The sequence below is a fragment of the Streptomyces sp. NPDC051104 genome (assembly GCF_040682835.1).
In the GTDB taxonomy this organism is placed as follows: domain Bacteria; phylum Actinomycetota; class Actinomycetes; order Streptomycetales; family Streptomycetaceae; genus Streptomyces; species Streptomyces cynarae.
This window is the reverse complement of record NZ_JBFBBS010000056.1, coordinates 1-24310: the sequence shown is the minus strand read 5'-3', so window position 1 is coordinate 24310 and position 24310 is coordinate 1. Positions and strand designations below refer to the sequence as shown.

The following is a 24310-nucleotide window of genomic DNA, read 5'->3' as shown; positions in this document are numbered from 1 at the left end:
TTGCGCTTGGAGCGAGAAGCGTCACGACACCCACGCAGCGTACTCTGACACAACCCTTTCGCGAGGTACCTTGTTCGACATGTCAGCCGCGGCAACATCGAATGTGGTGCTACGTCAGCAGCGCCGACTCTTCCTGAGCGCCCTTTCCGTCTTCTGCATCCTCGCGGGGGGGACTCTATACCGCTTGAAGTGGAACGCCGAGTTCACCGTTGCGGTCTTCCTTATCGCCATTTTCAGCTTGCCATGCGCCTTGTTCCGTCGGCCCGATCAGAGCGCTGGCCAGCTGGAACCTATCAACCCGTTGCGCCAGCGCATTCCGCTCCCGCTATGGAGCTTCGCCGCCTGTGTAATTCTTTCCGAAATTCGGATGCAAACCGTTGAGGGCGCACAGAACACACTGGTTTACCTGTCGTTTGTCGCGGTGATGGCGATCGCGGCATCGTGGACCTCGGCAGGTTCGCCACTCCTGCTCCTGACATGGGTAAGATCCGCCGCGGTCGTCATGGCTGTGTGCTACATCTTCACGGTCATCGTGACCGGCCCAGGAAGCGACAGCTTCTATTTGAATTCCGATCGAGGCTACGGCGAGATCGCATGGGTGGGCGTGGTCGCTGCAGTAAGCCTCGCCAAACCGTCCCGTTTCGGCTACATCCTCCCTCTCTTGCTTCTGGCAGCCTGTGTTCTCAGCTTGTCCCGTACCGTTATGGCCGTTTGTGCCCTGCTGTTTCTCAGCGTTGTGACCCAGCGCCGGGAGCGCGGCGAACGCCGCAAACTGCTTCTGCTCACTGCGGCAATGGCCGGCGGCGCCTACTTCCTCCTCACGCGATACCAGCCTCTGGAGGATCGCTTCACCCACAACGACGGCCAGCAGGTCGCCGGATGGGAGGTCGGCACCTCAGGCCGTGCCACGATGTGGCGGGTCACCTGGGAGTCGATCAAGAAATCTCCGTGGACGGGCCACGGCATCGGGAGCGCGGAGCACCTCATGTCCCGCTTGGCCATGGACCACCCCCATAACGACTACCTGCGGCTATGGCACGACTTCGGGATCATCGGCCTCGGCCTCTGGGTGGCGTCAATCCTCGTGCTCGGACGTGGTGCTTACCGTCGCTGGCGCGCCGCATCCAACGACGCCGATCGCGCTATCCACAAAGCCGCCCTCCTCGCTCTGGTCGGGTTGAGCCTCAACGTGATCACCTCCAACCTCCTGGTCTACATCTCGGTGATGGTGCCGGTCGCGGTGATCATCGGTACGAGTATGGGACGAGCCAACGCGGAAGGCGTCCGACTCGCTCCCAGTTCCGCGCGCGGATGCGGCGCTCCGAACGACGAGGTACGAAAAGACCTCACAGAGGCCTGTGTGGGCGCAGCGATGAGTGAATGATGTTTCTCGACAGGGCTCGTGCGGTCCCGGGATGGTCCGCTGCTGCCTCCCGCTCCGGCTTCTTCTGAAGGCGAGCCCGCCGCGATCGATCGCCAGCGAGTAGAATGCCACTCGCCCAGAAGAACGGCCCGGCACCGAAAGGTGATTCCAACACAACGCCCAACAGGGCCACGATGGTGATCGAGATCACCAGAAGGACGCACAAGGACGTCAGTTCATCGGGCGACCCCCTTCCCAGGATCCGGATCACCACGACGAAGAGTCCGATCAGCAGGGAACCGGTCACCGCAAGGCCAGCAATGCCGAGTCGAGCGATCACCGTCACCAGGTAGTTGTGGGGCGCGCGCAGGCCCACGCCTCGGCCGAGGGGAAGGTCGGCATTGGACAGCTGCAGAAAGTCCGTCCCGAATCCGACACCGACGGACGCCCTGACAGGATCCTCCATGGTGTACTCCACGGACCGGCTCCAAGCGGTCAGCCGCGCACGCTTGGTGCCCACAGCGCTGTCCACTACCTCCTGAGAAGCCGTGGCGGCGCCGTTGGTCGCCAGCAGGCGTTGGCCAGTGGGGGTCATCGGCAGTACCTCCGTCAGGGCCAAGGCCACACCGACGGCAACCAGCACCGCTCGCATGTTGAGGCGCCTGTTCCTCCCTAGCCTGAGCAGGACCGCCACCAGCACGCATGCGCAGCACGCGAGGATGCCGGCTCGGTTCTGCAACGCCATGGCCGGTACGAGCGCCGCGATCGCCACCGTCGCGTGGCGCCAGATCCTGCCCTTTTCCATCCGCAGGATCGACATGCCCACCAGCACACCGAGCACGGCCACGTCGAAATCGGTTCTGATCTCCAGAACGCGTGTCCCACCCAGCGAAGGCAACGCCGCTACGGACTTCGGGAAGAACGTGGCCACTGCCGTCCACCCGAGATGCAGGAGCAGTCCGCCGTACAGCAGCCGGAGCGTCCTTTCCCTGCCGCAGTCACTCGCTCTTTGGTACGCGCCGGCGGACACATAGGCGATCGCGGCATAGGCGAAGGGTGCCGCATCCCGAGCGGCCAGCCGGACATCACCGTGCACTGCAAGCAGGCGGAACGCCGTCATCAGAAGCAGCAGCCCGACCAGGATTCCCGGACCGTAGGAACGCCCAGGCGGCTTCGGGGAGCGCAGCCTCAAGTAGCCGGCATGCAGGAACGCCGCGCACATGAGGACGTCACTGATGTAGAGCGGCCCCACCGCCACGTGCGAGATCCAGCGGCTCCCCGTGAGCAGAACGGCAACCACCACGACCCCGGCGATCATGCACCCACCCCACTCCTAGATGCACCGGTCGGTGCCATGCATTGCCTCCTCATACGTCCTGCCGATACGCGTGATCCAGGCCGCCTCCGTGAAGTGGTCCGCGTACACACGACGGCAGTGGGAACGCAGTTCCGGAAAGGTGGCATCGGCCTCAGAAAGGACCCCGTCGAGGGGCTCGTCCCACTGCGCGACCAAGCCAGTGCCGGTGTCGCGCACCGCCTCGGCGACCGCGGATCCCTCGAAGGCAATCACCGGCAGTCCTGCCGCCAGACTTTCGATGTACACCGTCGGCATGCCCTCGAACCAACGGCTCGGAAAGAGCAGACCGCGGCAGGACGGCATCCGGCTGCGCAGGTCGTCGCGGCTGAGGTGGCCGAGGAAGCGGACCGACGAGGGCGCCGCGGCCTTGCAGGCAGCGAGCAGCTCCCCATCGCCCGCGACGTCCAGCGGTTGGTCCTCCGGCCATAGGCGCAGCAGTTCCAACACGCCCTTCCCAGCGGTGAGACGAGCGGCCACCATCCAGCGTCTACCCGCGACGGGAGCCTCCTCCTGGCATGGTCCCGGGATGAAGTTGGGTACGAGAGCGAGGCGCTGGTGGGGCACGCCGGCGCGGACATAGGTGCGACGGCTGAGAGCGGACAGCACAATCAGCCGGTCGGCCCGCGCGAGCAACGGATCGGCCGCCGCGCCGTGCCGTCCCGCCCATGCCAACGGGAATGCCGCCAAGCGCGACCCCCGATAGCAGCCGTACCGCAAGGCCCCCCACCGCTCGCCATCCGGGCAACGCGTGCAGACGGCGCCCGCACGATAGAGCGTCGCCGCCGCACACAGCGGCCGGTAGTTGTGCAAGGTCGCCACTAGCGGGCCCTTCCACCGCCGTACCCAGGAGCGGCCGAAGTTGGGGAAGAGGTTGTGGACGTGGACGATGTCGGGATCGTAGGCCCGCAGCCGGGCCAGCGGGTTGTGGCCCCGGCCGGACGCCACGCGCGCCGCAGCACGCACCGCGTAAAGGGGATCCCGGGCCAGCTCGTCGGTGTGTGCAGCGAACAATTCCACATCATTGCCCGCCGCGCGCAGCGCGCGCACCTGGTCGCGTACGACCACGTTCTCGCCGCTGGGCTGCCCGGAGGCGTAGAAGCTGTGGACCACCGCGATCTTCATTACAGGGCGCCTTCGGGCGTCGTCAACCGGGGCGGACGCAGGGCGATCCGCGTCAGATAGGCCGGGTTGTTGCGGAGGTAGCGGCGCCACAGCCGGCGCGGCTCCTTCACCAGGCGGTAGGTCCACTCCAGGCCTCGCTGCTGCATCCAGGCAGGTGCCTGCGGCTTGAGGCCGGCGTGGAAGTCGAAGGCGGCGCCGACACCGAGCAGCACGGGGGCCTCGAGGCGGTCGCGATGTTCGGCCATCCACCGTTCCTGCTTCGGTGTGGACAGCCCCACCCAGACCAGATCGGCGCCGGAGGCGTTGATGGTGGCGACGGTGGCTCCCGATTCCTGCGCGCTCAGCGGCCGGTACGGCGGCGAGTACGCGCCCACGATCTTCAGCCCGGGGATGCGGCCCACCAGCCGTTCGCCGAGCAGCTCGGGAACACCCTCGGCTCCGCCGTAGAAGAAGGAGGACCAGCCCTCCTCGGCGGCGCGTTCGAGGACGGCGAGCATCAGGTCGGGCCCGTAGACGCGGCGCATCCACGTCGCCCCGGCCCGGTGGCCGGCCCATACCATGGGCATGCCGTCGGGGACGGTCAGCCCGGAGGCGTTGTGGATGTGCCGCAGAGCGGGATCCCGCTGGCATTCCATGACGCCGTGAACTCCGGTGACACAGACATACGACCGTTCGCCGGTCGCGATCCAGCGGGCGATCTCCTCGACGGCCGAGTGCGGGGTCACGGCGCTGACCGCGACGCCCAGGACGTCCACCCGCGGGTGGCGGTGGGTCAGCACGTGACTGGCCGCCCGTCGAGCTGCGCCTTCACCTGGTCGTACACCCAGCGGTAGGTCGCCTCCAGGCCCTCGAGCAGCGACACCTGCGGCTCCCAGCCGAGTTCCTTGCGGATCCGGGTGTTGTCGCTGTTGCGGCCGCGTACGCCGAGGGGGCCCGGTACATGCCGGTGCTTCAGCCTCACGCCTGCGATCTGTTCGACGATCGCGTACAGCTGGTTGATGGACACGAGCCGGTCCGAGCCGATGTTGAGCGGGTCTGTGTGCTCGCTGCGGGTGAGGCGCAGGGTGCCCTCGACGCAGTCGTCGATGTACATGAAGCTGCGGGTCTGCTCGCCGTCGCCCCAGATCTCGACCTCGTCCGCCCCGGTGATCACGGCGAGTGCGACCTTGCGGCAGGCCGCGGCGGGCGCCTTCTCACGGCCGCCCGTCCACGTCCCGTGCGGGCCGTAGACGTTGTGGTAGCGGGCGGTGCGGGTGGCCAGCCCGTAGTCCTCGCGGAAGTGGCGGGCCATGCGCTCGCTGAACAGCTTCTCCCAGCCGTAGCCGTCCTCGGGCATGGCGGGGTAGGCGTCCTCCTCCCGCAGGGGGAGCACGTCGGCGTCCGTCTGCTTGTGCGCGGAGTACACGCAGGCCGACGAGGAGTAGAAGTAGCGGCCGACGCGGGCGTCCCTGGCGGCGAGCAGCATGTGCGTGCTGGAGAGCACGGAGAGCATGCAGGCGGCCTTGTTGCTCTCGATGAAGCCCATACCGCCCATGTCGGCGGCCAGGTGGTAAACCTCCTCGGCCCCGCCATCCAGGACCTCGGTGCAGGTATCTCGCAGGGAGACGTCACCCACCACGTTCTGCGCGCCCTGGTGGACCTGGTACCACTCGTCGAGCGGCTTGCGGTCGACGGCCCGCACGCTCTTCCCCTCGGCGAGCAGCGCCCTGGTCAGATGTCCGCCGATGAAGCCTCCGGCTCCGGTCACCACCGCGTCGATGCAGGCCACGAACTCATCTCCTTGTGCATTTGGGTTGTTTCGGGCAGGAAGATAGATATGGGAAACAGGTGGCCTGGTCTTGTCGCCACAGGGATGGGTGAGATGCCCACCCGGCTGGCGGAAGAGCAGGGCGGAGGACACCGTCAGCCGTGAATGCGGCCGATTGACACCCTCACGCCGCCCCCGTCCAGCAACCGCGCGACCCTGCTGACCGCCCCGTCGATCTCCAGGGCGCACCCGTGCAGCGCCTCCCGGGGCATCCCCAAGGGATCCGGGATGTCGTCCTCGGCCCCGGGAACCGGAGGTGCGGTGCCCCTGCGGGCGGCGGCGGCCGCCACCACGGCGCCGAACCCGACTGCGGGGGCCAGGACTTCGCCGTCTCCGGCACCCGGGACTTCGCCGCCGACTCCGGCGCTGAGCCGTACGAACTCCTTCAGGGTGAAGCAGCGCCGCATCGCCGACGGCGCGAGGCGCACGGCCGCCTCGCGGTGCTCGCGCTCGAGCCCGAGGACCAGTGCCGCTCCCCCGACGAGCCGCTCGGTGAGCCTGCGGGCCGTGAAGTCGGAGCCGTCACCGCCGAGTTCCTCCAGTACCGCCCTGGTGGTGTCCTCCATGCCGGAGTGGGGCCAGGCCTCCGTACCGGCGCTTTCCGGCCGTACGGCCGAGCCGGCCGGAAGCCTGGCGGCCAGCAGCCGCTCGGCGAGCACCGAGCGATGCACGTTGCCCGTGCAGACGAAGAGGACCCGGGGCATGCCACTTCCGGAGAACGGAGGGGCCATGTCCCGGACGTACGACGTATCGTTCATTTCTTGCCCGCGGGACGCCTCGCCGCCGGCGCGGTGACACCCTCGCGAGACGGTGACGTACGGGGAGCGGGCAGCTCGCCGTACTGCCCGTAGTAGCCGTAGTGGCCATAGCGGCCGTAGCGGCCCGACTTGGGCACCGGAGCCATGCTGAAGACGGTTCCGAGGACGCGGACGCCCACCCGCTCGAGCGATTCCGAGGCGGTGCGGACCTGGTCCCGGCGGGTCTTGGCGGCGCGGACGACGAGCAGCGCGCCCTGAGTCAGCGAGGCGAGTCCGACGGTGTCGGCGACCGGCAGCAGCGGCGCGGTGTCGACGATCACGACCTCGTACCTGTCCGCCAGCTCGCGCAGCACCTCGTCCATGCGCGCCGAGGCGAGCAGCTCCGTGGGGTTCGGCGGCACGGCGCCGCTGGCGAGCACGGAGAGCCCGCCGGCGACCTGCTGCATCACGTCCTCGATGCGAGCCTGACCGATGAGTACCGTGGTCAGACCGGCGTCCTGGACCAGCCCGAAGGTCGGGGCCACGCTCGGGCGGCGCAGGTCGGCGTCCACCAGGCATGTGGAGACACCCGCCTCGGCGAGCGAGAGGGCGAGGTTCATCGATGTGTTGGTCTTGCCCTCGCCGGGCAGCGAACTCGTCACGGCGATGATCCGCGGCGGATTGTCGACCTGGGAGAACTGAAGGTTGGTGCGCAGCTTGCGGAAGGCCTCGGCGCGCTTGGAGTGCCCGTCGGTGCTGACGAGCGGCCGCTTGTAGGCGTTCCTGTCGTACGGGATGGTGCCGAGGCCCGGCAGTTCGACGAACTCGCCCAGCGCCTCGCTGGTCTTGAAGGTGGTGTCGAGGGTCTCTCGCAGGACGACGAGTCCGGCACCCAGCAGGAGGCCGCCGATCACTCCCGCAACCAGGTTCAGCAGGGGGCGCGGCGAGACCGGGCCGGTGGGGGCGACGGCCTCCTGGGTGATGCCGAGGGAGACGGGTGACCCACCGTCGCCCGTACGCTTCGACCCCTTTGAGCCGGGGGCTCGCTTGGGCGTCTCCAGTCGCTCGACGACATCGCTGAACCTCTCCGCCACGGCGTTCGCGATGCGTGCTGCCCGCCCGGGCGCGGTGTCCCGGACGGTGATGTCGATGAGCACCGTGTTGAGCGGGGCTACAGCGGTGATCCGGGACGCCAGTTCCTCTGGTGTGGTGTGCAGCCGCAGCTGTTTGACCACGTGCTCGGTGACCTGACGAGTCGTCACGATCGCGGCGTACGACTGCACACGTGCCTGCGAGAAACTCTGCCCCTGGTTCAGCTCGGACGTGTCCTCACCGGAGCGGGTGGCGACGAAGAGCTGTGTCCTGGCCTCGTAGACCGGGGTGGTCAAGCCCGTCACGGCAAGAGCCGCCCCGATCGCGAGCACCAGACAGGCCACGACGGTCGGCCAGCGTCTGGCAAGAGTCTTCAGGAATCCGTGGAGATCCAAGCTGCACCCCTCATAGAACCGAGGGAACCATCCGAAATGAGATGTTCTGTTCCCTGTGCGCACGGTCGACCATAGGGACTCGTGTGCTTCACGCGAGGGAGCCACCCCATGACGGCCCGCCAAAGAGCCCCGGGGAGGCGCACGTCGGCCGGTCACCCCATCGGCGGGACCGTGTGAGCCATCGAGAAGCGAGGGCTACACCATCCGGTGGCTTCTGGGCGGCATGACGTCAACAAAGGGCTGTATGTCCCATTTATTCCATGTGTCTAGATCTTGATGACGGCCGACGCCGCAGCCGCCTGGCCGGGGACCGAAGTCGAGGAGAGGGAAGAGGATGACGACCCCACCGAGATGGCGGATTGCTCTGGCATCGGCAGCATCCGCCGCCGCACTCGCTGCCGGGCCGCTGATGGGGGCGCAGGCCGCCAACGCTCAGCCGTACCCGCCTCCGCCCCCGCCCGTGACCATCGGCGGCAACACGGTCACGGCCGGAACATCGTTGACCATCACGGCGACGAGGGCCTTACGGAGACATGCGTACGGCGGTACCACGGCGTCCAGGCTCCGGCCGGGGCGCCGTCCGCTTGTCCGGAACCGGCCGCTCCGGTGACCGCTTGTCCGGAACCGGCCGCTCCGGCGACCGGGGGCACATGATGCGCGCGGCGGCGGTCGTGCTCGCGGGTGCGCTGCTGTTCGTGTCGTGCGCGACAGGGAGCAGCGCCTTCGGCGACCCGGCCGGAAACCGGGTCAAAAGCGGACAGTGGGCCGCTGAGCGCGGGGTCGAGCGCCTGCGGGTCAGGGTGCTCCAAGTCCTCCCCCACGACCCGCAAGGCTTCACCGAGGGCCTGGAGATGGCCGGCGGCACGCTCTACGAGGGCACCGGTCTCTCCGGCGGATCCTCGGTACGGGCCGGACCACCGGGCAGACCGCCCACGGTCCGCGCGGCGCTGCCCGCGCCCCTGTTCGGCGAGGGCATCACTTTGTTGGGCCGGACCCTGTGGCAGCTCACCTGGCGGGACCGGATCGCCGTCGAGCGCGACGCCGCGACACTGAAGGAGCTGCGCCGCGTCCCGTACCCGGACGACGGCTGGGGCATGTGCCTCCAGCGGTCACCGCGTCGGCTCGTGACGAGCGGCGGCTCGGCGCGGCTTGCGTTCCGCGACCCCGGCACGCTCGCGAAGACCGGCGAGGTCACCGTGACCGAAGAGGGCCGGCCGGTGACGGAGCTGAACGAGCTGGAGTGCGTCGGCGCGGCCGTGTATGCCAATGTGCTGTTCACCGACCGGATCATGCGCATCGATCCCGCCACCGGCACGGTGACGGCGAGCATCGACGCGTCGGGCCTGCTGCGCGCCGACGAGCTCGTCTACGGATCCGCCCTGAACGGCATCGCGGCCGTCCCCGGAACGGACCAGTTCCTGATCACCGGGAAGTTTTGGCCCAAGATGTTCCGTGTGGACTTCGTCCCTGGCTGAGGTGGCCCACGGCTGACGTGGCCCACAGCGACGCAGATCACCGCCTGCGCCACTACAGTGCGGCGGCAGAAGTGGGTAGTCTCGAACGAACTTCGTAAGTTACCGCTTAGTAATGACAACCTTCGGAGTACACAGGTAGTACGACGGAGGAAACCCCTCGCAGGCCCGAGGAGCCCAAATGCAACTCGCCGCGATCATCGTGTCGCTGGTCCTGGCCGTGGTCGGCGTGGCGCTGTTCGCCCGAGCCATCGGCCAGATCTACCGCTTCGTGCGGCTCGGACAGAACGTGCCCGCCGGCACCCGCACCAATGACCCCAAGCAGCGCACCGTCACCGTGGTCAAGGAGTTCCTCGGCCATACCCGGATGAACCGCTGGGGCATCGTCGGCGTCGCGCACTGGTTCGTGGCGGTGGGCTTCTTCACCCTGGTCCTGACCCTGGTGGGCGCTTTCGGGCAGCTCTTCCAGGCCGACTGGTACATCCCGGTCATCGGCGACTGGCCGCCGTACGAGGTTTTCACCGAGCTCGTCGGCCTGCTCACCACGCTGGGCATCCTCACGCTCATCGTGATCCGCCAGCTGTCGCGCCCGGACCGCCCGGGCCGCAAGTCCCGCTTCGCGGGCTCCAACATCGGCCAGGCCTACTTCGTCGAGGCCGTCATCCTCATCATCGGCCTGGCGATCCTGACGCTGCGCGGCCTGGAGGGTGCTCTGCATGGCGTGACCGGCTACGAGGCGTCGTACTTGGTCTCGTACCCCCTGGTCGCCGCCTTCAAGGGCCTGAGCCTGACCGCGCTGCAGAACCTGGTGTACCTGGTCGCGATGATCAAGATCGCGACGTCGTTCATCTGGATGATCACCGTCTCGCTGATGACGGACATGGGCGTGGCCTGGCACCGCTTCCTCGCCTTCCCGAACATCTGGTTCAAGCGCGAGTCCGACGGCGGTACGGCGCTGGGCCGGCTGCAGCCGATGACGAGCGGCGGCAAGCCGATCGACTTCACCGACCCCGGTGACGATGACATTTTCGGCGTCTCCCAGGTCGAGCAGTTCTCCTGGAAGGGCCTGCTGGACTTCTCCACCTGCACCGAGTGCGGCCGCTGCCAGTCGCAGTGCCCGGCCTGGAACACGGGCAAGCCGCTCTCCCCCAAGCTCCTGATCATGTCCCTCCGGGACCACGCGCACGCCAAGGCGCCGTACCTGCTGGCCGGCGGCGGCAAGACCATGGAGGGCGAGGAGAAGGCGTCCGAGGAGCAGCTCAAAAACGTCCCGGCCGCAGCGCTCGCCGAGGCCGAGCGGCCCCTGATCGGCACCGCCGAGGAGAACGGCGTCATCGACCCGGACGTCCTGTGGTCCTGCACCACCTGCGGCGCCTGCGTCGAGCAGTGCCCCGTCGACATCGAGCACGTCGACCACATCGTCGACATGCGCCGCTACCAGGTCATGATCGAGTCGGCGTTCCCGTCCGAGGCGGGCACGATGCTCAAGAACCTGGAGAAGAAGGGCAACCCCTGGGGTCTGGCCAAGAAGCAGCGCCTGGAGTGGACCAAGGAGGTCGACTTCGAGGTGCCGGTCGTCGGCCAGGACATCGAGGACCTCACCGAGGTCGAGTACCTGTACTGGGTCGGCTGCGCGGGCGCCCTGGAGGACCGCGCCAAGAAGACCACGAAGGCCTTCGCCGAGCTGCTGCACATCGCGGGCGTCAAGTTCGCGATCATGGGCGGCGACGAGAAGTGCACCGGTGACTCCGCCCGCCGCCTGGGCAACGAGCCCCTGTTCCAGGAGCTCGGCATGGAGAACGTCGCCGCGCTGAACATGGCCTTCGGCGAGGACGACGAGGACCCCTCGACGAAGAAGCCGAAGTCGGCGAAGAAGATCGTCGCGACGTGCCCGCACTGCCTGAACACGATCGGCAACGAGTACCCGCAGCTCGGCGGCGACTACGAGGTCATCCACCACACCCAGCTGCTCCAGCACTTGGTCGACGAGGGCAAGCTGATCCCGGTCACCCCGGTCGAGGGCATCATCACCTACCACGACCCGTGCTACCTGGGCCGCCACAACAAGATCTACACGCCTCCGCGCGAGATCATCGGCAAGGTCCCGGGCCTGCGCAACGAGGAGATGCACCGCCACAAGGAGCGCGGCTTCTGCTGTGGCGCCGGTGGTGCGCGGATGTGGATGGAGGAGCGGATCGGCAAGCGCATCAACAACGAGCGTGTCGATGAGGCGCTGTCGCTGAACCCGGACATCGTGTCGACGGCCTGCCCGTTCTGCCTGGTCATGCTGACCGACTCGATCAACGGCAAGAAGAATGACGGCAAGGCGAAGGAGTCCATCCAGGTCGTGGACGTCGCCCAGCTGCTCCTCGACTCCGTCAAGACGCCGACGGGCGAGGCGACGGCGGAGAGCGAGCCGGAGCCGGAGCCCGTGAAGTAGCGGGCGTTCGTACGTCGCCGAGGGGCCGGGGCGCGGGCAGCGACCCCGGCCCCTCGTCTGTTGTCCGTCGCCCAGTCCCCTCACTCGGAGGCGTTCGTGCTGGCGTCACGCAGTCTCGCCGGAAAGGTGAAGGCGTGCCCACGGCGGCTCTGGAGGCGCTGGCACTGGGCACGCCCGTCGTGGTGTGTCCTCAGAGGCCTCGCTCGACTCGGTGGTTGCCGTCCAGGACGGCCTATCGGGCCTTCCCCTCAGGGTCGAGGGCGGACCTGGTGCGTGTCCTGAGAACCGTGCCCGATGACGAACCGGGCCGGATCCGGATGAGTGAACTGGAGGTGCGCGCGGCCGCGGAGCTGGACTGGTCCCGGGTCGCACAGCGCGTCGCGGAGTGATACCGAGTAGCGCTGCGGCATCGGCGCTCAATTCACATGTCGGGCACTGTCGAGGAGCAGACTGTTGCCGACAACCATTCATGAAGTGGTCGCGGATTGGTGCGGAAACAGCCCGCCGACCGTGAGCGCCGGCTCAGGCCCTCGCTTCCATGGCGGGATGGCAAGCCTGGAAGAAGCTGGTCGGGCGACCGCGGGAAATGTATGTATGCGGCGGCATGTAGTCCGCGCCCTGGCGGGATCGCCCTCCGGTTATTCACTCAACCGTGTACTCCTCCCCGCCTCACATGATGGAACGTTCGGCGCGCCTGATTCACCCGAGCCCAATCGAGGCGTGTATATGTCGCGCAGTTCCTTCAGTATTCGCCTCCACCGTCGAGGAGTGTGTACCATGTGTGAAATCAGTGCCGTGACCCGAGAAAGTGCGCTGCGCGCCCTCCGGCGAAACCACGATGCCGGTCGGATTTATCTCAGGCTCAAGCTGCTGGGCCACCCCTCACGTCTTGGATATCCCACCCAATCCCGACTCCAAAAATGGAAGCAGCGGGGAATCAGTGTACCAGTGAAGGTACGCACACCCTGGGGTCAGCGGATGACAGTCACATTGCCTGACGACGTATCAGTAGCATTGCATCGACGCGGCTACTTCGAATACGACCTCACCGCCTTTTACCTGAGCCATCTACGGAACGGAATGACGTTCGTCGACGTAGGCGCACACGTGGGTTACTTCAGCATGCTCGCCAGCAACGCGGTGGGTCCCACAGGAAAGGTTATTGCCTTCGAACCCACTCCGTCGACCTTCAAAGCACTGACTCAAAACACCTATTCTCAGAAAAACATCACTGCAGTCCATTCCGCTGCCTGGTCGGAAGCGTCATCGATCACGATCCGCGATTTCGGGGTGGGCTTCCGTGCATATAATTCAGTTTTCGAACCCAGGCTTCCCAAGGCGGTCCGAGCGAGCATTGGTGAGGAAACACACTCCGTGCCAGCCGTTCCACTCGACGACTACGTAAGCGAACATCGGTGCAATCCGGACGTTGTGAAGATCGACGTAGAGAGCGCCGAGATGCAGGTTCTGCTCGGCATGCAGAAGGTACTGAGTGGACCGAGACCAGTCCTGTCGCTGGAGGTGGGCGACATTGACGTGCCCGGGGTTCCCTGCAGTCGCGAGCTAGTTGAAAAAGTCCTCTCGTTCGACTATTGCTCCTATGAGCTGCATGATGGCCGACCTGTGCCACACAAGCCGCGGGACGAATATGGCTATGAAAACCTCGTCTTCATCCCGGCCGAGCGCGCCCGCGAATTCGCGTGATTTCTGGGAGCCAATAATGGTTACGGCGGTTGAAGGTCGACTCCTGCTCTTCGCGAGAGGGCCGTCGATGAGGCGAAGACGGTCCTGCATGCGTTGGAGCGTGGTCTTCTCCAGGCGGTGAGCTGGTCACGAGTAGTCCCACTCGTAATCGGTGCGTTCATGGCGACGTATCACAGACACCGCCGTCGTCACCAAGACGCTCGGCAACATATTGCTGCAGGTCATCGCGTATGTCGTCCGAATCCCACCGGAACGGTTGAGCGTGCTGCGGGCTGCGGGACCGTCGTGACCTGGAGAACGCCCACGACTGCCCAGGCAGCTGACCAGAGCAGCAGCCGGGTACGGCGACGCTTCCATCCCATCAGGCCGCTGAAGGTGGACAGGGCGGACAGGGCGGATGTGCGCGGGAGCGTGCGGATGGTCCTGATCCACGGCATGGTCGGCCCTCAGCCCGAAGGGATCGAGTCACCGGGGACCGTCACGACGACCCGCCCTGTAGGACGTCTGAGCATGGGGAACGGGCTCCTCCTGAAGGCGAGCGACTGGCGTCGAACTCGATGTGGCGATGCTGCCTACAGGTAAGTCCATGGGGCGCGGACGGTTTCGATCAAAACAGGCTCGCTCTGGCAGGCCACAGACGGCGGAGCGGTGGCACTCGTTCGGCTGCTCCGGTGTGCGACCCGCGCGCGGGGGCTTCCAGCGGTACTGCCGCGATGCCTCCGATGCGACGGATGCCTCCGATGCCGCCACAGGTACCTATAGCGCGAATCGACGCCAGGCGAGCCGAAACCCCGAGGGGCCACTGAGACCTCCCTGATGCCCCGCCTGACGACCCCTTAGGGGATGTCACAGCTCGGCAGCAAACCCGCACCCGCTTCCCCGGCCCGGCACGTCCCTCTCCGAGACCAGGTACGTTCGAAGGCGTGGCTGGATTCAGGATCGGGCGCGGCCGCGAGGGCCGCGCTCCTCAAGCGCGACCGCAGCAACCTCCGTACGGACGGCAGGCGCCGCAGGGTCCGCCGTACGGCTACCCCGCCGCGCCGCCGCAGCAGCAGTACGGCGGTGCGCAGCCCTATGGCGGCCGTCCGCAGTGGCAGACGCCGCACGGCCAGGGGGAACCGGAGTACTTCGGCGACGACGGCCAGGGCCACCCCCGGACCGCGGACCCGTACGCCGCCAACAACCCGGGCCACACCCAGGCGTTCTCCGTCGGCGAGGACCCCTACAGCCCGGGCGAGACATACCGCGCGGGCCAGGCCTCGGCACCGCCGGTCGGCCCGCGCCTGCACTGGAAGGAGCTGCTGCGGGGCATCGTGATGTCCCCGGCCCAGACTTTCCTCCGGATGCGGGACTACACGATGTGGGGCCCGGCGCTGATCGTGACGTTCCTGTACGGCCTGCTCGCGGTCTTCGGCTTCGACGGCGCGCGTCAGGACGCGATCAACGCCACGCTCTCGAACGCGGTCCCGATCGTCCTGATCACGGCGGTCGCCATCGTCGTGAGCTCCTTCATCCTGGGTGTGGTCACTCACGCCCTGGCCCGCCAGCTCGGCGGCGACGGCGCCTGGCAGCCCACGGTCGGGCTGTCCATGCTGATCATGTCGATCACGGACGCGCCGCGCCTGGTCGTCGCTATCTTCTTCGGCGGCAACGCGTCCTTCGTCCAGCTCCTGGGCTGGGCGACCTGGATCGGGGCGGGCGCGCTGCTGACCCTGATGGTCTCCAGGTCCCACGACTTGCCGTGGCCGAAGGCGCTCGGCGCGTCGGCGATCCAGCTGGTCGCGATTCTGTCGATCATCAAACTGGGGACGTTCTAGCCGCCGCAGATTCCAGCTGAAGGCCCCGCCGCCGCCTCGGAGCCGGGACCTGCGTGCTTGTCGTCGCCGCTCAGGCGTCGAGCACCTGCCCGGCGCGCTTGGCGACCGGCGGCTCGACACTCCACGGGAAGTCGATCCACTCATCGGTCCGCTTCCACACGTACTCGCACTTCACGAGCGAGTGGGACTTCTCGTAGATCACCGCGGAGCGGACCTCGGCGACGGTGTCCAGGCAGAAGTCGCGCACCATCTTGAGGGTCTTGCCGGTGTCGGCCACGTCGTCGGCGATCAGGACCTTCTTGTCGGTGAAATCGATCACGTTGGGGACGGGAGCGAGCATCATGGGCATGTCGAGGGTGGTGCCGACGCCCGTGTAGAACTCCACATTGACCAGGTGGAGGTTCTTGCAGTCCAGGGCGTACGCGAGCCCGCCGGCCACGAACACGCCGCCGCGCGCGATGCTGAGGATGAGGTCGGGCTGGTAGCCGTCGTCGGCGATGGCCCGGGCGAGTTCCCGGACGGCGCGCCCGAAGTCCTCGTACGTCAGGTTCTCTCGTACGTCGGTCGTCATGCCCCGCTCACACCTGGGTCCGGTGGAAGTTGAGGAAGGAGCGGGAGGGGGTGGGGCCTCGCTGGCCTTGGTAGCGCGAACCGTACCGCTCACTGCCGTAGGGGAACTCGGCCGGCGAGGTGAGCCGGAACAGGCACAGCTGCCCGATCTTCATCCCCGGCCAGAGCTTGATCGGAAGGGTGGCGAGATTGGACAGCTCGAGCGTGACGTGCCCGGAGAAGCCGGGATCGATGAACCCGGCGGTGGAGTGGGTGACGAGCCCGAGCCGCCCGAGGGAGCTCTTGCCCTCGAGCCGGGAGGCGAGATCGTCGGGCAGGGTGATGACCTCGTACGTACTGGCGAGTACGAACTCCCCGGGATGCAGGATGAACGGCTCGTCGCCCTCGGGCTCGACGAGCCGTGTGAGGTCGACCTGCTCGATGGAGGGGTCGATATGGGGGTACCTGTGGTTCTCGAACACCCGGAAGTAGCGGTCGAGCCGCACGTCGATGCTCGAGGGCTGCACCATGGTCGGATCGAACGGATCGATCATGACCCGCCCCTTGTCGATCTCGGTCCGGATGTCCTTGTCTGAGAGAAGCACGCCCCGAGAATACGCAAGGCGCGTGGAGCCGCCACAATCGTGACGACTCCACGCGCCCGAACCGCTGGCCGCTACGGCCTCTCCGCTCCTGCTGCTACTGCTTCTGCAAGGTCACCGGCACCGCGCTGCGGAGCCGGGCGCAGCGGGGACACCGGACGAGCCGTCCGGGGCCGAGGCGCTCGGCCTGCTGCATCGGGAACGAAGCGGTGCTGAACACGTGCCCTTCGGCACATCGGACGACGGTGCGCTCCATCAAGTCCTCAGAGTCCCTTCCCCAAGAGGCTTCGTCTCACTGCCGCGACAGACGACGAAAGCCACTTTACGGGATGAAAGGGACGGCTCTCCAGGGGGCACTCCGGTCGCTCACAACCTCCGCGCCCCACCACCACCGTATGCCCCAAGTCGGCGGTGCCGCAGCCGCATCGACCTTCCGAAACGACGCCTTCCCCCACGACGTGGGCACCGGCGGCCCGGAGTGAGGTAGAGTGATCGAGCGTTCCGGCACCGGATCATCAGTGATCTTGGATGCCGACTTACGCGGGTGTAGTTTAATGGTAGAACATCAGCTTCCCAAGCTGAGAGCGCGAGTTCGATTCTCGTCACCCGCTCCACGAAAGAAGCCCCAGGTCAGCGACCTGGGGTTTGTGTTTTGCCACTGGCTCTCCGGTGCTTTCGCCCCGACGCTCGCTCGAAGATTGGGCACGCGGAGGGCACGAGTACTGTGAACAATGCTCAAGCACCCCGGAAGGTGTTCGCCCTACTCGTACGGCTGCCACCTCGATGGCACCTCCGACCAGCTCATCAAGACCCGGAACGGCACCAGGGAGCCGGACGGTGTGGAGGGCAGGATCCAGCAGAACCTGGACCGAAGGACCTGCGCCCGCTGATCCGCCGACCTGGCCACGTCTTTCGGTTCCCGTACCCTCCCTCGCCGTTCGCCGGGTCACGGGGGGCCGGCCCGCACCCGGCCGCTCAACCGGCCTCCGGCGGATTAATCCGTCGGCAGCCGCAGCTCCGTCTCCGCGCCCCCTCCGGACGGTTGCGGAAGGTCAGGCGGGCGCCGAGCAGGCGGGCCTGGCCGGTCGCGATGGCATGCTGAAGCGCCCCGGGGCAACAAGCGATCAGCGCCCCTTCTCCCAGGTCAGCAAAAATGCTCCCAGGCTCTACGGCAGTCAAGGCCGCTGGTGATGTCACGCTACTGGTCAGCCCGCCACGGAACAGAGGCCGCGTGTTCGCAGAACGCCCCCCATCCACAACCTGTCGGGCGACAAACCACCTCAGGCGATGTCGTGGACGTTGTGCTCGACCAGGTCGGATGCGTGCCGGGCTATCGCACGGTAGTCGGCATCGTCGTGGAGGACAGCCAGGCCGTGGTGGGCCGCGGTGGCGGCGATGACGAGGTCCACCGCCGAGGCACTACGGTGCTCCCCAGCCTGGGCCATACGGTGTTGCACCGCGCCGATCCAGCGCCCCGCGTTCTTCGGCACCGACACGTCGGGATAGAGGTCCGTGAACATCTCGACGATCTCGTCGTACTCGCGTCCGTTCCGAGCACTGTGGAGGAACTCGGTGCGTTGCACGTAGCAGGAGGCGACGGCTCCGGCATCGATTGCGTCATACCAGGCCGATTGCAGTTTGGGATCGCGGAGCAGCCGGACCAGGCCGGACGTGTCGAGCAAGTAGATCACCGGCTGTGCTTCTCCGCCCGGTGCAGCCGTTCGGCATCCTCGACGGCACCCCACTCACGCGCACGCTCGAAGTGACGGCTGATGCGCGCCGCACGCTCCTGCTGCTCGGCGTAGAAGTGCAGAGCGAGATTGACCGCCTCCTTCTTGGTCCTGACCTTGGACAAAGCCATGGCGCGTTCCAGGGCGTCGTCGTCGATGTCGATCTGGGTCACAGACATACCGCAGCTCCCACACAATGTTGATGATGTACATAGAAGAATACGTCACCAACATTCGCGGCGCCACGTCTGAGTGTCGGATCCCGGCATGCGCAGTCGTGACGGAAACTCCAGATCACCTGCGAGAGGCGATGCGGTCCGTCGGCGCAAGCGTCACGCGCACCTATGGCCGGGCTGCTGGCAGCGCCCGTGCCCATAGCGTGCCCGTAAGAGCGGACAACCACGGTCAACAGCGATGCGACCGCACCCACGCGACGGCGTCGGCACGACGAATCGGATCTGGGTCACACCGGGAATCCTCTCGACGGCCTTGTAGAGGGCGGAGGCGGTCGCGGGCGGCATGATCGTCGAGCTCAGCAGGTCGCCGATCGTCCCGAAGGACGGCCTGGTCCATCGAGTCTCCGGCCTCGACCCTGGTCTTGGAGTAGAGCAGCCTGAGCAGGGCGCGGGGGTCGGTGGGCAGCGAGGCCAGCCACTTGTAGGTGGGGTGGTCGATGCCCGCCCGGACGGGATCGGCGGACTCCGCGGGCACCTCCTCACCGGGCATGATGGCGTCCTTGCCGGTCTCCCTGAGCCAGCCGGTCCTGGTGACCGGGCCGGGGGTCTGCGCAGTCCACGCCTCGTACTTGTGCAGGGCGCCGAGCCGCACCGGGCCGCCGAATTCGCCCGTGTTCCCACGGATCAGGCTCTCGACGTACACGAACTGGTCGTCCTTCACCGGCGTCGCGTCGGTCTCCACGGCCGCGGCGGCGATCCGGTCGAGGGTGACGGAGGCGCTGTTCGCCTTGGCGGGGGCGGTGGTGGAGCCGGCCGCCGGGGCGGAGCCGTGACCGCCGCCGTAGAAGGTGACGACCAGCGCTCCGGCCAGGGCCATCGACACGGCCGGCAACACCATTGCGGAGCGCGGGAGTCGGCGGCGCGGCGGCGGGGACGCCTGGGCGGGCGGGGCGCGGTCGTGGTCGCTCTGCTGCATCAGGGCTTCCGCGTAACGGAGTTGACGGCTCGGCGAGAGGTCCCATTCGGCCGATGCCAGCAGTTCAAGAAACCCAGGTCACTGACCTGGGGTTTGTTTTCCGTTTGAAGTGACAACTTGAGCGGCAACCTGCTGTCGAGGTGCCGGATTGGACCGAGAAATCCTTCGCTGTCCGGGTCGGGCGAGTGGGTGAAACCTCGCAACAACAACCTATTGACATGACATTTACCTGACGGCATGGTTCTCGACGTAGGGCGTTCTTAAAGCGCTATAAATTCATCCGTCGCCATCTGCGCCGGCCTCCATGACGGGGCTCCGGAGCGAAGGGGACCCAGCCTGATGTCATTCGAAGTGCTGACCATGGGCCGGGTGGGAGTGGACGTGTATCCGCTCCAGACCGGCGTGGGGTTGGCGGACGTCACCTCGTTCGGCAAGTACCTGGGCGGCAGCCCGACCAACGTCGCGGTCACCGCCGCCCGCTACGGGCGCTCGGCCGCGGGTGATCACAAAGACGGGCCGGGACCCCTTCGGCGAGTTCGTCCGCACGGCACTCGACGGCTACGGCGTGGACAGCCGTTTCGTGGGGACGTCGGGCATCGCGCCGACCCCGGTGACGTTCTGCGAGATCTTCCCGCCGGACGATTTCCCGCTGTACTTCTACCACCGGCCCAAGGTCCCCGACCTGGACATTCAGCCGGGCGAGCTGGACCTGGGCGCGGTACGCGAAGCTGCCGTGTTCTGGATGACCGGGACCGGGCTGAGCGAGGAGCCGAGCCGCACGGCGACGCTGGCCGCCCTGGAGCACCGGGCGAAGGCGGGCACGACGGTGTTCGACCTGGACTGGCGGCCGATGTTCTGGGCCGACCCCGCCGAGGCGCGGTCGCACTACGGGGAAGCGCTGCGGCACACGACCGTCGCGGTCGGCAACTTGATCGCGGAGTCCTGGTTCTCGGGCACCCAGTCCGGCACGAGGATCGCCGTCGGGTTCTGCGATGTGGCGGTCTGCGTCAGCTTGGCGACGTCCGGGCCGAGGTTGTCGAAGTTGGCCGGGCCGAGGTAGGTGACCGCGCCGCCACCGGCCTTGACCAGCTTCGTCGCGTCCTCGACGCCGGCTTGACCGTGGAGAAGAACGGGTCGTCGGACTTGCCGCCGATGACGACGATGGAGACCTTGCCGGTCTTCGCCGTGGTCGTACCGCCGCCGGACGACGCGGTCGCGTTGCCCGCGTCGCCGGGGAGTGTCTAATCAACGGCGGATCCGATGATCAAGGAGACGCCTGATGAGCGAGGCCATCACCGAGCCCTCGGCCGTGGAGAAGCCGGCCGTCGAGTCGACTGCGTAGTCGGTGTCGGACGAGCAGTTGATCGCGATGCTGGTCGACCGTGCCCGGTCTGACGGGCTGCAGTTGACCGGGGAGGGCGGGCTGCTGCAGCAGCTGACGAAGCGGGTGCTGGACTCCGCCCTGGAGGGCGAGATCACCGATCACGTCGGCTATGACAAGCACGACGTGACGGGCAGGAACAGCGGCAACAGCCGCAACGGCACCCGTTCGAAGACTGGCTCCAGGTCTTCACGGAACTCCGCAACCGCGGCGTCGAGGACGTCCTCATGCTCGTCTGCGACGGCCTGAAGGGCCTGCCGGACGCGGTCGAGGCGGTCTGGCCTCGAACTGTCGTTCAGACCTGCATTGTTCACTTGATCCGCAACAGCATCCGCTACGTCGCCCGACAGGACTGGGACAAGGTCGCCAAGGACATCAGGCCCGTCTACACCGCGCCGAGCGAGGCCGCGGCGACCGAGCGGTTCCTGGAGTTCTCCGAGAATTGGGGCACCAAGTATCCGGCCGTGATCAAGCTGTGGGCCGACGCCTGGGCCGAGATGGTGCCCTTCCTCTCCTTCGACGTCGAGATCCGCAAGGTGATCTGCAGCACGAACGCGATTGAGAGCGTGAACGCCCGCATACGCAAGGCCATCCGGGCCCGCGGCCACTTCCCGTCGGAAAACGCCGCGTTGAAGTGCGTCTACCTGGCGCTGATGAGCCTGGACCCGACCGGCAAGGGCCGACGCCGCTGGACAATGCGCTGGAAGGCACCGTTGAACGCCTTCCAGATCGCCTTCGAAGGACGCCTCACCCCCACCAGCCACTGACACCTCAACAACCAAGATCAGCCGTTGATTGGACAGACCCCGGCTCGTGTCAGACAAGGAACTCGGCGAGCGGGAAGGAGCGATGGCGACGTGGCGGAACCAGATAGTTCTGCCGGTGGGTCGTGTACAGGACCGAGTTGATGCCGGCGTGGGGGCTTCGCGGTGGGATTGGGAGTGTCATATCGGGATAGTAGCCGTCCATCGCGAGCCGAACGCGGTTGAAGATTCCAATCGTCGGCTGGAACGAAATGAAGTGCAACCCGGCCGCTCGCTTCTCGCTGTAGTGGTCTGCCGTCGGATCGGACGTGTAGTGGAATGGATTGTCCAGCGTGTCGAAATCGCCGCGCACGGGGATGGTCGTCCCCGCGGGGTAGGCCTTCCCGTAATTGCTGGTCGTCGGTGATGTCGTGCTGTCCACCTGCGACATGCTCCCAGTGTGACCGTAGGCGTGGTACCGCTGGACCCCCTGCGCCACTTCGGCCTCACTTAGACCTGGCGGTTGGAGGGCAACCGTACCCGGCGCGGGCACGGGCGAGATGCCGGGCTGGAGCATCGCCTGGACGCGATCCGCGTACCGAGCGAATTTCCGTTCGTACCAGGTCTCCAGATCTTGAAACAGGTGCGAGAGATGCATGGTCGTCCCCTGTTTGAAGTAACCGTTGGGCCACTGATCGGTGAGGCCAGGCAGGGTCTCCAGACTGGGGATGTTGTCGGGTCCCATATTCGAGTCGAGGGTGGTGGCGAAGCCGAGGAAGCCCTGCGCCTGTCGAGGAATCGACTGTGCACCGGGGATATTAGCTGCCAGCGCCATCTTGCTCGGCAGGCCCTGTTGCCCGTAGAAACCGCCCCCGGAGAAGCCCTGGCGGATACTCGTCACCTTGAACAGGCTGCCCGCCTGGTTGCTTCCAGGCCCGAAGAGGGCGTTTTGGGCTTCCTTGATATTGGCGATCGAGTCACTGCGGAGTAGCACGGCCACGTCATTCTGTTCCAAGCGGACCGGCCCGAAGCCAGGCGGGGACTGGTCGCTGGGGAACCTCCTGGCCTCCTGCAGCGCATATACGGTACGGCCCTCCGTCTTGGAGGCCATCAAATCGACCGGCAGATACGTTGGGTAAGGTGTTCCCGCCTTGAAGAAGCCCGATGTCTTGCCCAGGGCTGGGATGTAGTGGTGGAAGTAGGGAAGTCCCCAGGCTACCGTGGTGGCCACTCCTGTGGGAGTGGGCGGAAATCGGCGTTCCAGATCCAGGAGGGCGGACTCGAGGTGGTGCTGCGCCTCCTGCAGCGCCTTGGCTTTCGCCGGCACATTCAGCCTTGCGGTAATGATATGATCATGCAGAGCTGGCACCCGGACCGCAATCGTGCCATTGCTGCTCTTCACGCCCGAGCCATTGACCATGATCACCGGCTCGTTCTGAAGGATATATTGTTCCTCGACGGGCGGGCTGTCGGCGACAGCAGGCCGGTCCGGTGGCTCAGCCATGTTGTCGATCAACTCATAGATGCCGGCGGATGCTAGAGCGGTACCGAGGGTGCCCGCTGTCCCTTGAAGAAGGCGTCGCCTACTCAAGTTCCCGCGCGGTCGTCCCGCACCCGCATTTTCGTTGCCATCTGCCATGAGACGCTCCACTGTGGGGTAGATGTCCGACATCACCGGGCATCGAAGGTGTGACCTGCTCGAATGACCGGGACTGACCTTCCTCCCACTCATGCGCACCGGAGGGGTCAGGGGTTGAAACGGAAGGTGAGAACTAGGTGAGTGCGCCGCCGCTGAGGATCGTCGCCCGATTAGCCTGCTATCACGTCTCCCTCGTAAGGGTCTGCTCGCGATGCGGGGATTCCAGCGCCGATGCAACCTTGCGCACGTGCACCAGATAGCCGATGCTGACGAGTTGCCATCGTCATCACCTTCGCTGTCGCGATATAACCACACGTGGCCTGGGTCATTGAAGCCAACACGCGGCCTGGCTCATTGAAGCCAACACCATCTGGTGCGACTCGCAAACTATCGGCTCACCCAAGACTCGCTGACAGACAGCGTTGCGACGATTCCTTGAACCCGGGCAGTACAGGTCCATCAAGCTCACCACACGCCTGGTCAGAGCCGGAATCCAGGCCTCCATGGGCTCGGTGGGGGACTCGTTCGACAACGCCCTGGCGGAGAACCTTTGGATACTGGTCAAGACCGAGTGCGTCCGCGGCCTCGTCTTCGCCACCCGGGCCGAGGCGAACCTCGCGCTCTTTGAATACATCGACGGCTTCTACAATCCCCGCCGTATCCAGAAACGGACCGGCTACCTCAGCCCCGTCGATCGCCCATTACTGACCTTGTCGTTATAGCGTCTGAGTCTTCGTCGGACCTGGTGACAGGGTCCGTCTTGGCTGGTAGCCCGGAAGTATGCGGTATCCGGACGGGGGCGGGCTGACCGCCGAGCAGCGCAAGCGCCGGGAAGAGGTACGCATGCGGGCCGCTGACCTCTTCGAGGAGAACTGAACTAAAAGTCCGTGCATCGCCCGGGAGTTACGGGTGAGTGAGAAGTCGGTCTACCAGTGGCGCCGTGCCTGGGCGTCCGGCGGGCGGGAAGCGCTGCGTTCCCAGGGGCCACCGGGCTACGACTGCCGACTCCGCCCCGACCTGCAGGCCAAACTCGCCGCCTGGCTGGAAGAAGGGCCGGACGCGCACGGCCAGGTGTGGACCGCCGCACGGGTGCGCACGCCCGATCGGGCGGACGTTCCACATCTCCTAATCCGTGGGTAAGGACGGTTCGCCAGATCGGGCACAGAGGCGAGCCGTTCGAGAATGCCGGGCCCGTGGCTTCTGGTTCC

At 66.6% G+C, this 24310-nt stretch carries 21 protein-coding genes, 1 tRNA gene and 2 pseudogenes; 12 read left to right on the top strand and 12 right to left on the bottom strand.

Annotated elements, in window-relative coordinates; genetic code table 11:
* Nucleotides 1–79 precede the first annotated feature (79 nt).
* Nucleotides 80–1384: an O-antigen ligase family protein gene (locus tag AB0N14_RS36370; protein ID WP_366029978.1), complete on the top strand. Its 1305-nt coding sequence runs from the start codon at nt 80–82 to the stop codon at nt 1382–1384.
* On the opposite strand, the gene AB0N14_RS36365 is transcribed toward AB0N14_RS36370, so the two are convergent.
* The 6 genes from AB0N14_RS36365 to AB0N14_RS36340 form a co-directional block, all read right to left on the bottom strand.
* Nucleotides 1347–2681 carry an O-antigen ligase family protein gene (locus AB0N14_RS36365; RefSeq protein WP_366029977.1) on the bottom strand — a complete coding sequence of 445 codons (1335 nt, stop codon included), beginning with the start codon at nt 2679–2681 and terminating at the stop codon, nt 1347–1349. The two genes, AB0N14_RS36370 and AB0N14_RS36365, sit on opposite strands and share 38 nt — an antisense overlap.
* 15 nt (nt 2682–2696) lie before the next feature.
* Nucleotides 2697–3842, bottom strand: a complete 1146-nt coding sequence (locus tag AB0N14_RS36360) for a glycosyltransferase family 4 protein (RefSeq protein ID WP_366029976.1) — start codon at nt 3840–3842, stop codon at nt 2697–2699.
* Entirely contained in the window at nt 3842–4621 is a 780-nt protein-coding gene (locus AB0N14_RS36355; protein WP_366029975.1) for a WecB/TagA/CpsF family glycosyltransferase, read from the bottom strand. Before AB0N14_RS36355 ends, AB0N14_RS36360 begins: the two co-directional genes overlap by 1 nt.
* Nucleotides 4615–5610, bottom strand: a complete 996-nt coding sequence (locus tag AB0N14_RS36350; RefSeq protein ID WP_366029974.1) for an NAD-dependent epimerase/dehydratase family protein — start codon at nt 5608–5610, stop codon at nt 4615–4617. The genes AB0N14_RS36355 and AB0N14_RS36350 overlap by 7 nt, the downstream gene beginning before the upstream one ends.
* 134 nt (nt 5611–5744) lie before the next feature.
* On the bottom strand, nt 5745–6353 hold the full coding sequence (locus AB0N14_RS36345; RefSeq protein ID WP_366029973.1) for a low molecular weight phosphatase family protein: 609 nt from the start codon (nt 6351–6353) through the stop codon (nt 5745–5747).
* 50 nt (nt 6354–6403) lie between these two features.
* Complete coding sequence (locus AB0N14_RS36340; protein WP_366029972.1) at nt 6404–7873, bottom strand: polysaccharide biosynthesis tyrosine autokinase; 1470 nt, start codon at nt 7871–7873, stop codon at nt 6404–6406.
* Nucleotides 7874–8487: 614 nt separating this feature from the next.
* On the opposite strand from AB0N14_RS36340, the gene AB0N14_RS36335 reads away from it, so the two are divergent.
* From AB0N14_RS36335 to AB0N14_RS36320, 4 genes are all read left to right on the top strand, one after another.
* A complete protein-coding gene (locus AB0N14_RS36335) occupies nt 8488–9348 on the top strand; it encodes a glutaminyl-peptide cyclotransferase (RefSeq protein WP_366029971.1) in 861 nt (286 codons plus the stop codon).
* Nucleotides 9349–9526: 178 nt separating this feature from the next.
* Entirely contained in the window at nt 9527–11785 is a 2259-nt protein-coding gene (locus tag AB0N14_RS36330) for a (Fe-S)-binding protein (RefSeq protein WP_366029970.1), read from the top strand.
* Nucleotides 11786–12562: 777 nt separating this feature from the next.
* The gene (locus AB0N14_RS36325) at nt 12563–13489 is read left to right on the top strand and encodes an FkbM family methyltransferase (protein ID WP_366029969.1); all 927 of its coding nucleotides are present in this window, start codon (nt 12563–12565) and stop codon (nt 13487–13489) included.
* 923 nt (nt 13490–14412) lie between these two features.
* Complete coding sequence (locus AB0N14_RS36320; RefSeq protein ID WP_366029968.1) at nt 14413–15306, top strand: Yip1 family protein; 894 nt, start codon at nt 14413–14415, stop codon at nt 15304–15306.
* A 70-nt stretch (nt 15307–15376) separates the two neighbouring features.
* On the opposite strand, the gene AB0N14_RS36315 is transcribed toward AB0N14_RS36320, so the two are convergent.
* Together AB0N14_RS36315 and dcd are read right to left on the bottom strand one after the other, a co-directional pair.
* Nucleotides 15377–15877 (bottom strand): phosphoribosyltransferase, encoded by a 501-nt coding sequence (locus AB0N14_RS36315; RefSeq protein WP_366029967.1) that lies wholly within the window; start codon nt 15875–15877, stop codon nt 15377–15379.
* A 7-nt stretch (nt 15878–15884) separates the two neighbouring features.
* Complete coding sequence (gene dcd, locus AB0N14_RS36310; protein WP_366029966.1) at nt 15885–16460, bottom strand: dCTP deaminase; 576 nt, start codon at nt 16458–16460, stop codon at nt 15885–15887.
* A gap of 537 nt (nt 16461–16997) precedes the next feature.
* Between dcd and AB0N14_RS36305 the strand changes: the two genes are divergently transcribed.
* Nucleotides 16998–17071, top strand: a tRNA-Gly gene (locus AB0N14_RS36305).
* Nucleotides 17072–17188: 117 nt separating this feature from the next.
* Nucleotides 17189–17347, top strand: a complete 159-nt coding sequence (locus AB0N14_RS36300) for a hypothetical protein (RefSeq protein ID WP_366029965.1) — start codon at nt 17189–17191, stop codon at nt 17345–17347.
* A 390-nt stretch (nt 17348–17737) separates the two neighbouring features.
* On the opposite strand, the gene AB0N14_RS36295 is transcribed toward AB0N14_RS36300, so the two are convergent.
* The 3 genes from AB0N14_RS36295 to AB0N14_RS36285 all read right to left on the bottom strand — a co-directional run bounded on the left by AB0N14_RS36295 (nt 17738) and on the right by AB0N14_RS36285 (nt 19399).
* Nucleotides 17738–18148, bottom strand: a complete 411-nt coding sequence (locus AB0N14_RS36295) for a PIN domain-containing protein (RefSeq protein ID WP_366029964.1) — start codon at nt 18146–18148, stop codon at nt 17738–17740.
* The gene (locus tag AB0N14_RS36290) at nt 18145–18366 is read right to left on the bottom strand and encodes a type II toxin-antitoxin system VapB family antitoxin (protein WP_172629543.1); all 222 of its coding nucleotides are present in this window, start codon (nt 18364–18366) and stop codon (nt 18145–18147) included. The genes AB0N14_RS36295 and AB0N14_RS36290 overlap by 4 nt, the downstream gene beginning before the upstream one ends.
* 226 nt (nt 18367–18592) lie before the next feature.
* Entirely contained in the window at nt 18593–19399 is an 807-nt protein-coding gene (locus AB0N14_RS36285) for a CU044_5270 family protein (protein ID WP_366029983.1), read from the bottom strand.
* Nucleotides 19400–19678: 279 nt separating this feature from the next.
* On the opposite strand from AB0N14_RS36285, the pseudogene AB0N14_RS36280 reads away from it, so the two are divergent.
* From AB0N14_RS36280 to AB0N14_RS36270, 3 genes and pseudogenes are all read left to right on the top strand, one after another.
* Nucleotides 19679–20270 (top strand): annotated as a pseudogene (locus AB0N14_RS36280) (PfkB family carbohydrate kinase); the annotation flags it as partial.
* A gap of 438 nt (nt 20271–20708) precedes the next feature.
* On the top strand, nt 20709–20969 hold the full coding sequence (locus AB0N14_RS36275) for a transposase (protein WP_366029982.1): 261 nt from the start codon (nt 20709–20711) through the stop codon (nt 20967–20969).
* Nucleotides 20897–21487: pseudogene (locus tag AB0N14_RS36270) on the top strand (IS256 family transposase); the annotation flags it as partial. The gene AB0N14_RS36275 and the pseudogene AB0N14_RS36270, both read left to right, overlap by 73 nt.
* Nucleotides 21488–21536: 49 nt before the next feature.
* Here the strand turns inward: AB0N14_RS36270 and AB0N14_RS36265 are convergent.
* Nucleotides 21537–22979: a hypothetical protein gene (locus tag AB0N14_RS36265; protein WP_366029963.1), complete on the bottom strand. Its 1443-nt coding sequence runs from the start codon at nt 22977–22979 to the stop codon at nt 21537–21539.
* Between the two features lie 659 nt (nt 22980–23638).
* Here AB0N14_RS36265 and AB0N14_RS36260 point away from each other — a divergent pair.
* Together AB0N14_RS36260 and AB0N14_RS36255 are read left to right on the top strand one after the other, a co-directional pair.
* Nucleotides 23639–23824 carry an IS3 family transposase gene (locus AB0N14_RS36260; protein ID WP_366029981.1) on the top strand — a complete coding sequence of 62 codons (186 nt, stop codon included), beginning with the start codon at nt 23639–23641 and terminating at the stop codon, nt 23822–23824.
* Between the two features lie 187 nt (nt 23825–24011).
* Nucleotides 24012–24242, top strand: coding sequence for a hypothetical protein (locus AB0N14_RS36255; protein ID WP_366029962.1), 231 nt, complete (start codon nt 24012–24014; stop codon nt 24240–24242).
* Nucleotides 24243–24310: the final 68 nt, after the last annotated feature.

Excerpts from the sequence above, each read along its gene's own strand:
- AB0N14_RS36370 (WP_366029978.1), top strand. The coding sequence starts at position 80 with ATGTCAGCCGCGGCAACATCGAATGTGGTGCTACGTCAGCAGCGCCGA.
- AB0N14_RS36365 (WP_366029977.1), bottom strand. The coding sequence starts at position 2,681 with ATGATCGCCGGGGTCGTGGTGGTTGCCGTTCTGCTCACGGGGAGCCGC.
- AB0N14_RS36360 (WP_366029976.1), bottom strand. The coding sequence starts at position 3,842 with ATGAAGATCGCGGTGGTCCACAGCTTCTACGCCTCCGGGCAGCCCAGC.
- AB0N14_RS36345 (WP_366029973.1), bottom strand. The coding sequence starts at position 6,353 with ATGCCCCGGGTCCTCTTCGTCTGCACGGGCAACGTGCATCGCTCGGTG.
- AB0N14_RS36330 (WP_366029970.1), top strand. The coding sequence starts at position 9,527 with ATGCAACTCGCCGCGATCATCGTGTCGCTGGTCCTGGCCGTGGTCGGC.
- AB0N14_RS36325 (WP_366029969.1), top strand. The coding sequence starts at position 12,563 with ATGTGTGAAATCAGTGCCGTGACCCGAGAAAGTGCGCTGCGCGCCCTC.
- AB0N14_RS36315 (WP_366029967.1), bottom strand. The coding sequence starts at position 15,877 with ATGACGACCGACGTACGAGAGAACCTGACGTACGAGGACTTCGGGCGC.
- AB0N14_RS36300 (WP_366029965.1), top strand. The coding sequence starts at position 17,189 with ATGCTCAAGCACCCCGGAAGGTGTTCGCCCTACTCGTACGGCTGCCAC.
- AB0N14_RS36290 (WP_172629543.1), bottom strand. The coding sequence starts at position 18,366 with ATGTCTGTGACCCAGATCGACATCGACGACGACGCCCTGGAACGCGCC.
- AB0N14_RS36275 (WP_366029982.1), top strand. The coding sequence starts at position 20,709 with ATGCTGGTCGACCGTGCCCGGTCTGACGGGCTGCAGTTGACCGGGGAG.